12 protein-coding genes are annotated in these 12,073 nt (G+C 43.1%); 6 read left to right on the forward strand and 6 right to left on the reverse strand.

Translation table 11 applies throughout. The annotated features are described in order from the left end of the window. Window positions 1-75: 75 nt before the first annotated feature. Complete coding sequence (locus tag FAM09_RS06670; RefSeq protein ID WP_136576266.1) at window positions 76-1,869, reverse strand: acyl-CoA dehydrogenase family protein; 1,794 nt, start codon at window positions 1,867-1,869, stop codon at window positions 76-78. Between the two features lie 49 nt (window positions 1,870-1,918). Further along, window positions 1,919-2,359 carry a MarR family winged helix-turn-helix transcriptional regulator gene (locus tag FAM09_RS06675; RefSeq protein WP_136576267.1) on the reverse strand — a complete coding sequence of 147 codons (441 nt, stop codon included), beginning with the start codon at window positions 2,357-2,359 and terminating at the stop codon, window positions 1,919-1,921. Window positions 2,360-3,107: 748 nt separating this feature from the next. On the opposite strand from FAM09_RS06675, the gene FAM09_RS06680 reads away from it, so the two are divergent. From FAM09_RS06680 to FAM09_RS06690, 3 genes are all read left to right on the forward strand, one after another. Further along, on the forward strand, window positions 3,108-3,923 hold the full coding sequence (locus tag FAM09_RS06680; protein ID WP_136576268.1) for an alpha/beta fold hydrolase: 816 nt from the start codon (window positions 3,108-3,110) through the stop codon (window positions 3,921-3,923). A gap of 23 nt (window positions 3,924-3,946) precedes the next feature. Then, a complete protein-coding gene (locus FAM09_RS06685) occupies window positions 3,947-5,098 on the forward strand; it encodes a glycosyltransferase (RefSeq protein WP_136576269.1) in 1,152 nt (383 codons plus the stop codon). Window positions 5,099-5,179: 81 nt separating this feature from the next. Next, window positions 5,180-6,277: an ABC transporter permease gene (locus tag FAM09_RS06690; RefSeq protein WP_136576270.1), complete on the forward strand. Its 1,098-nt coding sequence runs from the start codon at window positions 5,180-5,182 to the stop codon at window positions 6,275-6,277. A gap of 185 nt (window positions 6,278-6,462) precedes the next feature. Here the strand turns inward: FAM09_RS06690 and FAM09_RS06695 are convergent, their stop codons facing one another. Then, window positions 6,463-6,885 carry a hypothetical protein gene (locus FAM09_RS06695; RefSeq protein ID WP_136576271.1) on the reverse strand — a complete coding sequence of 141 codons (423 nt, stop codon included), beginning with the start codon at window positions 6,883-6,885 and terminating at the stop codon, window positions 6,463-6,465. A gap of 86 nt (window positions 6,886-6,971) precedes the next feature. Continuing rightward, window positions 6,972-7,442: an Lrp/AsnC ligand binding domain-containing protein gene (locus FAM09_RS06700; protein ID WP_136576272.1), complete on the reverse strand. Its 471-nt coding sequence runs from the start codon at window positions 7,440-7,442 to the stop codon at window positions 6,972-6,974. 1,461 nt (window positions 7,443-8,903) lie between these two features. On the opposite strand from FAM09_RS06700, the gene trmB reads away from it, so the two are divergent. From trmB to FAM09_RS06715, 3 genes are read left to right on the forward strand one after another with little or no spacing between them, the layout of a single operon-like run. After that, window positions 8,904-9,617 carry a tRNA (guanosine(46)-N7)-methyltransferase TrmB gene (trmB, locus tag FAM09_RS06705; RefSeq protein WP_136576273.1) on the forward strand — a complete coding sequence of 238 codons (714 nt, stop codon included), beginning with the start codon at window positions 8,904-8,906 and terminating at the stop codon, window positions 9,615-9,617. After that, window positions 9,589-9,798: a DUF5522 domain-containing protein gene (locus FAM09_RS06710; RefSeq protein ID WP_136576274.1), complete on the forward strand. Its 210-nt coding sequence runs from the start codon at window positions 9,589-9,591 to the stop codon at window positions 9,796-9,798. Before trmB ends, FAM09_RS06710 begins: the two co-directional genes overlap by 29 nt. After that, the gene (locus FAM09_RS06715) at window positions 9,773-10,174 is read left to right on the forward strand and encodes an MGMT family protein (RefSeq protein WP_136576275.1); all 402 of its coding nucleotides are present in this window, start codon (window positions 9,773-9,775) and stop codon (window positions 10,172-10,174) included. Before FAM09_RS06710 ends, FAM09_RS06715 begins: the two co-directional genes overlap by 26 nt. A gap of 185 nt (window positions 10,175-10,359) precedes the next feature. On the opposite strand, the gene FAM09_RS06720 is transcribed toward FAM09_RS06715, so the two are convergent. Both FAM09_RS06720 and FAM09_RS06725 read right to left on the reverse strand, forming a co-directional pair. Beyond that, a complete protein-coding gene (locus FAM09_RS06720) occupies window positions 10,360-11,373 on the reverse strand; it encodes a zinc-binding alcohol dehydrogenase family protein (protein WP_136576276.1) in 1,014 nt (337 codons plus the stop codon). 213 nt (window positions 11,374-11,586) lie between these two features. Further along, a complete protein-coding gene (locus FAM09_RS06725) occupies window positions 11,587-12,072 on the reverse strand; it encodes a hypothetical protein (protein ID WP_136576277.1) in 486 nt (161 codons plus the stop codon). Window position 12,073 lies beyond the last annotated feature (1 nt).

Here is a 12,073-nt window from a genome sequence, read left to right on the forward strand (position 1 = left end):
TTCTGCCTTGCTTCGCCGAAGTTAAACGAAGGCGGGCGCGGCAAAAGGTTTTATATACTATCCTGATGAACTAATTTAAAGCGGATACCTGTTATCAGCGATCAGCTTTGCAGCAATGCGGCGTTTAGCCTCTTTGCTATTAAAGGGTTCAACCTTCGTAAAGCGCTTTAATCCCAATAACATCATACGTTGCTCGTCGCCGTCGGCAAAAGCATTGATAGCATCTTTGCCATGCTTGTTAATAATGTCGGCGGCATCGTATAACCAGGTTCTGGTTATATCCAGTTCATACGAAACGGCTGCTTCGCCTTTACGTTCAGCCAGTTTCATTACCCGTAACAGGGCGCTTTCGGCCGCAAAGGTTTGAATGGCCATATCGGCAATGTGCATTAATACTTCCTGTTCGTTTTCAAGCTTCATCATGAGCTTTTGCACTGCACCGCCAGCCGTTAGCAATATTGCCTTTTTAAAATTGGCGATTGTCTTTTTCTCTTTGGCAAATGCCTCTTCGTCGCCGCTGCCAAAATCGGGGATGCTCATCAATTCTTTCTGCACGTTCATGGCCGCTGTCATAAGGTCTAAGCGACCTTTCATAGCGCGCTTCAGCACCATATCAACCGTTAACAGGCGATTGATTTCGTTGGTGCCTTCATAAATGCGGTTAATACGGCTATCGCGGTACGCTTTGGAAATAGTGTATTCATCGCTAAATCCATTACCGCCGTGGATCTGCACGCCTTCATCGGCTACAAAATCCAGTACTTCGCTGCCAAACACTTTTAAGATCGCACACTCAATAGCATATTCTTCGGCACCGCCCAACACCGCTTCACTAAACGGTTTGCCGGCGCTCAGCAGTTCATGCTCTTTATCGTCGATCCATTTGGCCGAGCGATACAGGGCGCTTTCGCATACCCACATATTGATGGCCATTTCGGCCAGTTTGTTCTTTATGGCGCCAAAATTTGCGATGGGTGTTTTAAACTGCTCGCGGGTATTGGCGTATTGAATAGTGGTGGTAGTGGCCCTTTTAGCGCCACCCAATGCGGCTGCGCATAATTTTAAGCGGCCAATGTTCAGGATGTTGAACGCAATGATATGTCCTTTGCCAACCTCTCCCAGCAGGTTCTCAACCGGCACTTTACAATCCTGAAAGTACAACTGAACGGTAGAAGAACCTTTAATACCCATTTTATGCTCTTCGGCGCCCTGGGTAAAACCTTCAAAACCTCTTTCAACGATAAATGCAGAGAACTTATCGCCGTCTATTTTTGCAAAAACCGTATATACATCGGCAAAACCACCATTGGTGATCCAGCATTTCTGGCCATTCAGGAGATAATATTTTCCATCGCTGCTTAAGGTAGCCGTTGTTTTGGCGCCAAGGGCGTCACTGCCGCTATTGGGCTCTGTAAGGCCATAAGCGCCCTTCCACTCCCCTGTTGCCAGCTTTGGAATGTATTTCTCTTTTTGTTTTTCATTCCCGAAATAAAGAATAGGCAGCGTACCAATACCCATGTGGGCCGATACCGCTACGGAAAAAGAAAAGCCGCCGCCCAGCCCTTCACCTACCAGGTTAGAAGTAATGAAATCTTTACCCAACCCACCGTATTGTTCGGGAATGGAGGCACCCAGCAGACCCTGCTCGCCAGCTTTGGCAACCAGCGAAGGCATAAGGCCGGGCTCCAGTTTATCGATCCGCTCAAGAATAGGCATTACTTCTGTATCCAGAAATGAAGCGCACATATCTTTTACCATTTGCTGCTCTTCAGAAAAATCTTCCGGGATGAAGGTCTCAAAGGGAGAGCTTTCCTTGATCAGCCACTCGCCGCCCTTGAGTATATTTTTTTGTTGTGTGGTGGTGCTCATATACTATGTTTATGTTGGGTAAATATTGTTGCAATCGTTATGGTGAAAACTACTTCAGATTATCATATACAATTTGTAATACTTCTCGACATATATCTATTCTATCGGGCGACACGCCTTCCAGGGCTTCGTTCAGCGTTTCATTGGCCAGCTCCATTGTTTGGTCCTGTAACTTCTGCGCCTGCTTGGTTAAAAAGATCATGTTCATTCTGCGGTCCGATTCAGATGATACCCGTTTTACCAGTTGCAGTTTCTCCAGGTTATCTACCAACCGGGTAATACTGGGTTTATCCCTGAAAGAGGCGTTGCATAATTCCTGTTGACTGATACCGTCCTGTTTCCACAAATGATATAACACGCTCCATTGCTCAATAGTTAAGTTTAGATTGGCCGCATTGAACTTTTTTTGCAGCCGACGGGCAATGGCTGTCGACGCCTTTCCTGTGATAAAACTGTATAATTCGCCGCGCTTGAATTGGTTGTTTGACATATAGTTGTTTATACAACTATCCAAATCTAGGATTTTCCCGGCATTTTCACAAGTTTTAAATGGTAAATTTTTGTGACCGGCCATGTTGAGGATTACAGATCAGTTTCCGGGTAAGCAGGTCAAAAATAGTGGTGCCGGAACCGCTGATCATGGAAAGTAGCATATAATTACCTGAGAATGAATCCTATCTACGAAAACGCCATTTTGAATTCTCACGAAAAAAGAACTTCCCTTTAAATAAAAAGTTCATTTCTCATGAAAACAGGATCGTTTCTCATGAGAAATGGGTCATTTTTCATGAAGATCACTTCCCTTTTCATGCAGATTTTATAATTACTCATAAAAACGAGATCATTTCTTATAAGAGAAAACCTTTTTTCATGAAAACAGGACTGTTTCTCATGAAAAAAGAACTTTTCGTTTCAGAAAAGATTCATTTCTCTTAAGAAAAAGTTTTTTCTCAAAAGTTCCGGATTCGCCATTAAATTGAAAATCCGGTCTTTCATGCAGACAGTATCCCTTTTCATGCAAACAACAACATTACTTTAAAGAACAGCATTTTTATCCTAAGATCAGGTCCCTTTTCATGAGCACCCTTCGTTTCTCATAAAAAAGTTCCACCACTCCCCGGAAGCTATGCATATCCTTCTTGTATAAACGATTATTTCCGCCGCCCCCTACTGATATCCTTTCTCCTAAAAACTCCATATGCCTCTTAATACTTATATTGTAGTTAATTTTGAATACCATGCGTACTGCTTTTCTTCCACACCGGTTGTCGCGACTGCATTACTGCTGGTTTGGCGCCGGCCAAAAAATACTATTGTGCTTGCATGGTTATGGCGAATCCCAACAAACATTTCATTTTCTTGAAAAATATATACCTCCGGAATACACTGTCTTTACGATCGATCTGCCCTTTCATGGTAAAACAGAATGGAACGAAGGCCTTCGGTTTACCACTGCCGACCTGCTTGAAATTATAGAAACACTGGTGGTAAAACACAACCTGCAAACCAGTAAAATTACCCTGTTGGGCTATAGCATGGGGGGAAGAGTAGCCTTGCAATTGCTGCAGGCTATTCCCGGGAGGATTGAAAAAACTATCTTGCTGGCGCCCGATGGATTGAAAGTTAATTTCTGGTACTGGCTGGCAACACAAACATGCATTGGTAAACGCCTGTTCGGTTTTACCATGAAACATCCGGGTTGGTTCTTTTCCTTATTGCAAGCCGGTAACCGGTTAAAGCTGATCAATCAAAGTGTTTTAAAATTCACCCGCTATTATATTCATGATACTACCGTACGCAGGCAATTATATGAACGCTGGATCTGCATGCGCGCTATTAAACCGGATCTTACATTTATAAAAAAGCTCATTCGTTCACATCAATTGCCTGTTCGGTTGTTATATGGGCAATACGACCGCATAATCCGGCACGAAAGAGGAGAAAAATTTCGTTCAGGTATTGAATCTTTCTGTACGTTGCATATAATTCAGACGGGCCACCAGGTATTACAGGAAAAATATGCGAATCAGATAATACAATTAATACAATCATAAAATATATTGCCAAATCCAATTGAATGATGCCACTTTTCTTTTTCCTGTTTTTTTTGCTCATGGTGGTCTATGCAGTACTGATTGCCTATTATCATAAAGCATGGAACAAAATGCCGGCGTTTGTTTTACCCGAAAAACAGGCATCTGTATTTATTTCGGTTATCATTGCCGCCCGCAATGAAGAAAAGAACATTCAAAACCTTCTGCAATCACTGAACGACCAGCGATATCCCAAAGCATTGTATGAGGTAATTATTATCGATGACCATTCAACAGATAACACCTGGTCATTGCTGCAGGAATTACATTTTGAACAATTGCAAATAAGACCGCTTCAATTAAAAGATCATATAGCAGAAACAAATACTATAGCTTCTTATAAGAAAAAAGCCATTGAAACCGGAATTAATGCGGCAACAGGAACACTGATCGTAACAACCGATGCCGATTGCCGTTTCAATCCGCTCTGGCTGCAAACCATTGCAGCATTCTATGAAGCCAATGAAGCCAAATTCATTGCCGCGCCGGTTACTTATTATAATCAATCTTCTTTGCTCTCTGTTTTTCAAACGCTCGATTTTTTAACCCTGCAGGGCATTACAGCAGCATCTGTGTACAAACGATTTCATTCCATGTGCAATGGCGCTAACCTGGCTTATGAAAGATCGGCGTTTTATGAAGTAAACGGCTTTAATAACATCGATACCATTGCTTCAGGCGATGATATGTTGTTAATGCATAAAATTTTCAAACAGTACCCCGATAAAGTGTATTACCTGAAGAACCGTTGGGCCATTGTAACCACTGAACCGGCTGCCAACTGGAAACAATTCTTTAATCAACGTATCCGCTGGGCCAGTAAAGCCGACCGGTACGACGATAAACGGATCTTTCTGGTATTATTGCTTGTGTACCTTTTAAATGTTTGCTTTCTGGCAGGTGCCATTGCCGCGTTCTTCAAATACACCTGGCTGATGCTTGTACTACTTTTGTTACTGGCTAAAGTCTTGATTGAATTTCCATTTGTTAATTCAGTAGCCATCTTTTTTGGCCAGCAGAAGTTAATGAAGTATTTTCCTTTTTTACAACCGCTGCATATTGGTTATACCATCATTGCAGGCTGGCTGGGGAAGTTCGGTCATTATGAATGGAAAGGAAGGAGAATTAAGAAATAAAACCGTTGCAGGTTACAGGTTGCAGGTTACAAGAAAACCGGGCCTGCCCCTGCAATTTGTAACTTGTAACCTGTAACAATTATGGCTACTGCCACCACAAGAACAACCTGGCGGCGACTTAAACGAAACAAAGGCGCACTGGTTGGAATATCCATTATCATTCTGGCCATACTGGTAGCTTTATTTGCTTATTTACTGGCTCCGGATGGCTCGCCCAATGCGAACAGAATGGTTGTGGAAATAGGCGGTCAGCGGCCTGGTTATACCCAGCAATTCCTTCTTTTGCCCCGCGAAAGAAAAATAAATCCCACTTCTTTTTTTAAGCGACTGTTTGTTGGCGGAGAAGATAAATACCAATACATCCCCATTCAAAGCTATCAACAAAAAAATGATAGTCTCATCATTCAGCAATACCTTGATGAAGGCTTTACTGAACGCGTTGCCTTACCCCTTTCAAAAACAAAATGGCAGGAAGGGCGATCTTCAGGCAACTATAAAATCATTACAAAAAAATTCCGCCTGGGAACCGATAAATACGGCCGTGATATTTTAAGCAGATTACTGGTAGGCGTTAGGGTAAGCCTGGGCGTTGGCCTGGTCACTGTACTTATATCATTAAGCATTGGTGTATTATTAGGGGCGCTGGCCGGTTATTTCAGAGGCAGGACCGATGATGTAATTATGTGGTTCATCAATGTAATATGGAGTATCCCTACACTGCTGCTTGTATTTGCCATTACACTGGTATTAGGAAAAGGTTTCTGGCAGGTATTTGTAGCCATAGGATTAACCATGTGGGTGAGCGTGGCCCGTATTATCCGCGGACAGGTGTTAAGCGTGCGGGAACTGGAATATGTAGAGGCGGCCAAAGCGCTGGGTTATTCGCATACCCGAATTATATTACGACATGTGCTGCCTAACGTAATGGGACCGGTGATGGTGGTAGCTGCTTCTAATTTTGCCTCTGCTATTGTAATTGAAGCCGGTTTAAGTTTTCTTGGTGTGGGTGTTCAACCACCGCAACCAAGCTGGGGACTGATGATCAAAGAAAACTACAATTTCATTATTACGCATAATCCCATGCTTGCCCTGGCGCCCGGCTTTGCGATCATGTTATTGGTGCTGGCCTTTAATATGCTGGGAAATGGTTTACGCGATGCCTTACAGGTGAAGGAGTGAGAGGGTTCCAGGTACCGGTTACCAGTTTCCGGGTCCTTGTTGCGAGGCTCGGTACAGATTTAAGCATGCTGCTTTTGCAGGCTGCCGCTGTAACTGTATTTCCCGGCAACTGGTACCTGGTAACTGGTAACTGTATAATTTGATCTCCGGTAGCTGGTATCTGAATTTTTTTTCTTGTATAGTGATTATTTTGCTGAATACCGGTAGCTGCCTTTCCATTGATTGGTATTGCAGGTTGTTGATGTTACAACAACCTCAACAATACAGGTTACGCCGGTAGGTGTATTGGTAATAGTAAAACTGTTAGAGCCCGTTACTTTGTCTTTAGGACGTTCTTCGGTAAAAAAAGGAGTTGAGCTGGCGCCATCTTGTTTGGCTGTTACTTTTATTGTAACGCCCGATGTAGGTATAGACTCAAGATTAACCACTAAAGGAAAAGATGTTCCCGGAGCCGGGGGATCAACAGTACCAGTAGCAGGAATAGTTGCTACCTTTATTTCAGTTTCGCCACATCTGCTATTACTACCATCATCACCTTTTTTCTTCTTACAACTAACGGCTACTGCAATCAGGAATACGGCCAAACCAAACAGGATAATTTTTTTCATAAGAGGTAAAGATAAATTATTAAAAAGTCATATTCTAAACGTTGAAAACAGCCGTTTGTGTTTGCCTATCCCACTCTGAAAAGTTATTATGGTGTAAACACCTGCACATTACGGCTGAAACTTTCTTCCAAAGAAATAAACGTTTCGGTACGTTCAATTCCCTTTATCTTCTGTAACTCATCGTGTAATACAAACCGTAATTGATTAATATCTTTACATACTATCTCAGCAAACATGCTGTAATTACCTGTCGTATAATTCAATCGTACAATTTCGGGGATGCGCTGCAGTTCTTTGGCTACGGAATCGTACAGGGAGCTTTTCTCAAGATATATGCCAATAAATGCAATTACATCATATCCGAGCTGTTTTAGGTCCACATTTAATTTAGTACCTTTGACAATACCTGCTTCCTGTAGTTTTTTTATACGTACATGGATAGTACCTCCGGAAACGAATAACTTCTTACCCAGATCTGCATAGGAAATTTCTGCATTATCCATCATCTCATGGATTATCTGCAAGTCCAGTTTATCTAAATTCAATTTAGCTGCCATTTTTGCAATCGTTTTTTTACAGAATTCAAGTAAACGTGCAAATATTTATATATTATCGAAACTTTCAAAATTTTTCTTGAATAATTTACAACAATACTGGGTATTTCTTTAATATTGCTATGAAATAGCTCTTTAAACAGCGATAAATACTGTGGGGTGATGGAACCTTGGCAGACATGCCCTCTTGTCTCGAGGGTGGGGAATACTGGTTATTATCAGGAAGGACAAATTACGCTTTCGGGCGTGGCTAACAACCCCGTGGAGGTTCGAATCCTCCTCCTACAGCAGCTTTTTTACACGTTTTTATCTTGTGGAGTGATGGAACTTTGGCAGACATGCCCTCTTGTCTCGGGGGTGGGGAGTTCGGGATAAACGTGGTGTAATGCCGGCTTAGCCCTGAGCTTGTCGAAGGGTTAGGCCGACTGGGGTTGACCACCACAGAATTGCGCCATGGCTAACTGCCCCGTGGAGGTTCGAATCCTCCCTCTACAGCCGATTATCAGCCCTTTCCGATTATATCGGGAAGGGTTTTTTGTTTTTAGAAACTTAAGAAGTGTTTTGATCCCTACTTTCTCGCCACTTGAAAATGATCAAGAAATTGCCAGGCTTATCATGTATAGCTCCCTGCTCACTATAATCCTGCTATCTTACCAGCCTCATGACCGTATAGGTCTCTATCGATTCTACCATTGCCTTACAATGAAGTTGTAGGAGTTGCTATCATCCCGGACAACGAATCGATAAGGCCCGGCGGCGACGGCTGCCGGGTTTTTAAAAAACTGCACATACAATTTGTGCAGGGGTGAGACCCCGCTACCCCGTATTGGAACAGCGGGCATTGCTATATGAGTCATGAGAATAAGCTTTAGTCTTATTGCGAAAAGGTTAAGAGTACTCCTGAGGATCTACTATTAATCACTTTCTCAGCCCGGGGACGCCCGGGCTTTTTTATTGAATATACTTTCTGTTCAAATTGTATCGCGCCCAAGACATAGTAGTAACACCTGAACATCACCGTAATTTCTGAACATCTATAATTTAGTGATTTCGCTACAGTCTATAAACATATTATAGAATATTATTGTGGCTTGATGTGCAAGAGGAGGGCGTTACACTAAAAACGCACCACCGATGAGTGCTCTGAAAAAAAAGCCCGGATGGTTTAAAGGAGCCATCCGGGCGCTCGGGAAAAACCTGAGCAGTTTTAAATCCCTAGTAGAGATCATCAATGTCATTCGAAGTTGGTTTTGATGAATCTACACACGCGAAGGCCGGTTTTTACCGGCTTTCTTGTTTTCAAAAATAATTTAAAAAGGAAATTATATATATAAATAAATACTCTATTTGTCCGTATTTTTACGATCTCCGCGCTCCTTTCCAGGCTCCTTCCACACCCGTCCTTCTTCAAAATTTCCACTTCACCAGCCCAATCTTCATTTTCTCGCCTATTTTTGCCGCTTCATGGGTCAGAAAAAACTAATACGCTTTGCAGAAGTAAGCACTTTCCCAAATGTGCTGCAATACCCCGAAAACACGGCGGGTACCTGGAATACCTTTTTCAAAAATAATAACCCCATTACGCTTGAACTGGCCTGCGGCAAGGGAGAATATGCCGTTGGACTGGGCAGGTTATTTCCGCAACGCAATTTCCTGGGTGTTGATCTTAAGGGGAACCGCATTTGGGTGGGCGCCAAGAAAGCCCTGCAGGAAAACTTAACCAACGTAGGCTTCTTACGCACACAAATCGATCGCATCGCAACCTACTTCGCACCAGGCGAAGTAGCTGAGATCTGGCTTACTTTTCCCGATCCGCAATTAAGAACATCCAAAGCCAGAAAAAGACTTACCCATCCGAAATTCTTACGGCTGTATCAGCAATTACTTAAACCAGGTGGTTATATTCACCTGAAAACCGATTCGCCCAGTCTGTACCGATTTACAAAATGGGTTATTGAGCTGTACGATCTGCCGCTGGTGCAGGATATTGAAGATGTGTATGCACAGGAATCAGTAAGCGAGGTATTAAAAATTAAAACGCATTACGAAAGCCTGGATATAGCCCAAAGCAACAAAGTGCATTATTTACAATTCATGCTGCCCGCTACTCCACTACCCGATAAAGAGAGCGCTTTAAAAATTTTATTGCTTGAAGAAGAATCTGATAGAAGGAGTTGATTTTTATTATAACGAGCAGGGATATATGGTGCTCACGGCGCAATATCACCTCGAAAGAGGTTATTGTTGCGGAAATGGCTGCAGGCATTGTCCGTTTGAATATGTAAATGTACCCGAACCACGTAAAAGCCAGCTCATCATTCAACATAAACAAGATGGCACAACGCAAAAAAAACAGTAGCGCTGCCAGGGAAAAACTGACCACGGTAAACCCTTCAGGCAAAAAAGACAATTCTTTTTTTGAACTGGTTTTTGATGTAGCCCGCCAGATTCCCAAAGGGCGGGTGACTTCCTATGGCGCTATTGCCGCCTGTTTGGGCACAAAGCTATCGGCGCGAATGGTAGGCTGGGCCATGCATGCAGCCGGTTCGGCCAAACCCAAAGTACCTGCACACCGCGTGGTTAACCGCAATGGGATGTTAAGTGGCAAACATCATTTTAACCCGCCTTCAAAAATGGAAGAATTGCTGAAGAAAGAAGGCATAAAAGTTAAAAAAGATACCGTGGTTGATTTTAAAACTTTGTTCTGGGACCCGGCAACGGAGTTAACTCCTTAAGGCAACGAGGCAACAAGGCATAAAAGCAACAAGGATAAAACAAGACGTATGTGAATACCACTTACTTCGACATTCAACATTGGACATTCGATATTCGACATTCCTGCCTTTCATTTCTCATTTCTCTGTTCCTCATTCTTCATTTCTCATTTCCCTGCCTTTATCAACCCTTTCAACTTATCAACTTACCCCACTTCCACCATCGCTTTAATAACGCCCGTCTCAGGCTTCAGCCAACTGGCGAATTCGTTTTTTACATTCTCAAACGATACGTGGTGAGTAATATAAGTAGCCGGGTTTACCAATCCTTTCTTCATGCTTTGCATCACCAGGTCAAAATCTTCTTTGGTAGCATTGCGGCTGCTCATTAATGTGGCCTCGCGTTTATGGAACTCAGGATGTGAAAAGCAGATCTCATTTTTTTGCAAGCCTACCAACACATACCGTGCGCCATGGGCCATATACTGAAATGCATTATTGATGGCTTTCAAACTACCGGTAGCATCAATCACTACAGTAGGCATATCGTTGTTGGTGATCTCCTGCAAGCGTTGTAATGCGTTTTCAGTGCCTGCATTGATCGTGTGGGCCACCTGCAATTTTTCGCGGCAAAATGCCAGCCGTTGCTCGTTGATGTCCATAGCAATAACATGACCACCGGCTATGCGGGCAAATTCCATAATGCCAAGGCCAATTGGTCCGGCGCCAATCACCAGCACATATTCCCCTGGCTGCACACCTGCCCTGCGAACGCCATGTGCACCGATAGCCAATGGTTCTACCAGTGCCAGCTCATCAAAGCTCAATCCATCGCCATGCAATAATGAGTAAGAAGGAACAACTAAATATTCGCGCATGCCGCCATCAACGTGCACGCCGCATACATTGATGCTGGTGCAACAATTAGGTTTACCGCTTCTGCAGGCAATACATTTTCCGCAATTAAAGTAAGGTATGATGGTAACGGGTTCGCCAGGTTGAAAACCCGGTGCATCGCCCGACACAAACTCTGCAGCCAGTTCATGGCCTAATATGCGGGGATAATTAAAGAAAGGCTGCGTGCCTTCATACGCATGCAGATCGGTTCCGCAAATGCCTATGCGTTTTATTTTAAGCAGCGCATGTTTTTCTTTAGCTACCGGCTGCGCTGCATCCTGGTATTCGAGCTGCCCGGGAGTGATACAAACTAATTGCTTCATATGTAAAATTATTTTGGTCAATGATGAAAACAGCTGCAAGCTATAAGCCGAGCCAAAAGCAAATACAGCTCGCGATAATCGTTCAACCAGTCAGCTTTCTGCTTTGATTTCTGTATTCACACTTCAACATTCGACATCGAATATTCGATATTCAAAATTCCCTGTATTCACTTTCTCATTCTTTCTCATTCCTCTTTCTCAATTTCTCATTTTTCATTTCCTCTTCCCTTCCAACCTCACCACTTCTTCACTATTCAGGTTCAGGAACATTATAATGTTAGCCTTACGAGGTGTAAAGACCAATAAGATCAATAAATGAACGATGGCCAGTGCAAGGAATGCGTAATTGCCAGATAAAATAAAACCAACGCCGGCTAAGATCCCCGGCCCTTCTATCATTGCCCACCACAAAATACAGGCAGTGCGGTATAACTCCATCCTTTTCTCGCCTGCCTGCAGGCTATTGCGCGCTGCAAATATCTTCTTTTTAAATATTTTAAACCCTGCAATAAGGCTCAGGGCAGACAGCAGTACACAAACCACCTGAAAGTTTCTTTGAAACGATTCGCCTGTTACAGCAAATGGTTCCTGTTGCACTAATTGTACAGCCACCACAGCCGTCACAGCAAACATTACCATACCTATGAGTAAGGCAATATGGAGGATCTTCAATGCATTAAAAGCGTTAGATTGTTGCATG

The sequence above is a fragment of the Niastella caeni genome (assembly GCF_004834005.1).
Taxonomy (GTDB): Bacteria; Bacteroidota; Bacteroidia; order Chitinophagales; family Chitinophagaceae; genus Niastella; species Niastella caeni.

What these genes read in the sequence shown, in the direction of transcription:
- FAM09_RS06720 (WP_136576276.1), bottom strand. Translation starts at nt 11,373, where the DNA reads ATGAAGCAATTAGTTTGTATCACTCCCGGGCAGCTCGAATACCAGGAT.
- FAM09_RS06700 (WP_136576272.1), bottom strand. Translation starts at nt 7,442, where the DNA reads ATGGCAGCTAAATTGAATTTAGATAAACTGGACTTGCAGATAATCCAT.
- FAM09_RS06690 (WP_136576270.1), top strand. Translation starts at nt 5,180, where the DNA reads ATGGCTACTGCCACCACAAGAACAACCTGGCGGCGACTTAAACGAAAC.
- FAM09_RS06715 (WP_136576275.1), top strand. Translation starts at nt 9,773, where the DNA reads ATGGCACAACGCAAAAAAAACAGTAGCGCTGCCAGGGAAAAACTGACC.
- FAM09_RS06680 (WP_136576268.1), top strand. Translation starts at nt 3,108, where the DNA reads ATGCGTACTGCTTTTCTTCCACACCGGTTGTCGCGACTGCATTACTGC.
- FAM09_RS06685 (WP_136576269.1), top strand. Translation starts at nt 3,947, where the DNA reads ATGATGCCACTTTTCTTTTTCCTGTTTTTTTTGCTCATGGTGGTCTAT.
- FAM09_RS06695 (WP_136576271.1), bottom strand. Translation starts at nt 6,885, where the DNA reads ATGAAAAAAATTATCCTGTTTGGTTTGGCCGTATTCCTGATTGCAGTA.
- trmB (WP_136576273.1), top strand. Translation starts at nt 8,904, where the DNA reads ATGGGTCAGAAAAAACTAATACGCTTTGCAGAAGTAAGCACTTTCCCA.
- FAM09_RS06725 (WP_136576277.1), bottom strand. Translation starts at nt 12,072, where the DNA reads ATGCAACAATCTAACGCTTTTAATGCATTGAAGATCCTCCATATTGCC.
- FAM09_RS06670 (WP_136576266.1), bottom strand. Translation starts at nt 1,869, where the DNA reads ATGAGCACCACCACACAACAAAAAAATATACTCAAGGGCGGCGAGTGG.
- FAM09_RS06675 (WP_136576267.1), bottom strand. Translation starts at nt 2,359, where the DNA reads ATGTCAAACAACCAATTCAAGCGCGGCGAATTATACAGTTTTATCACA.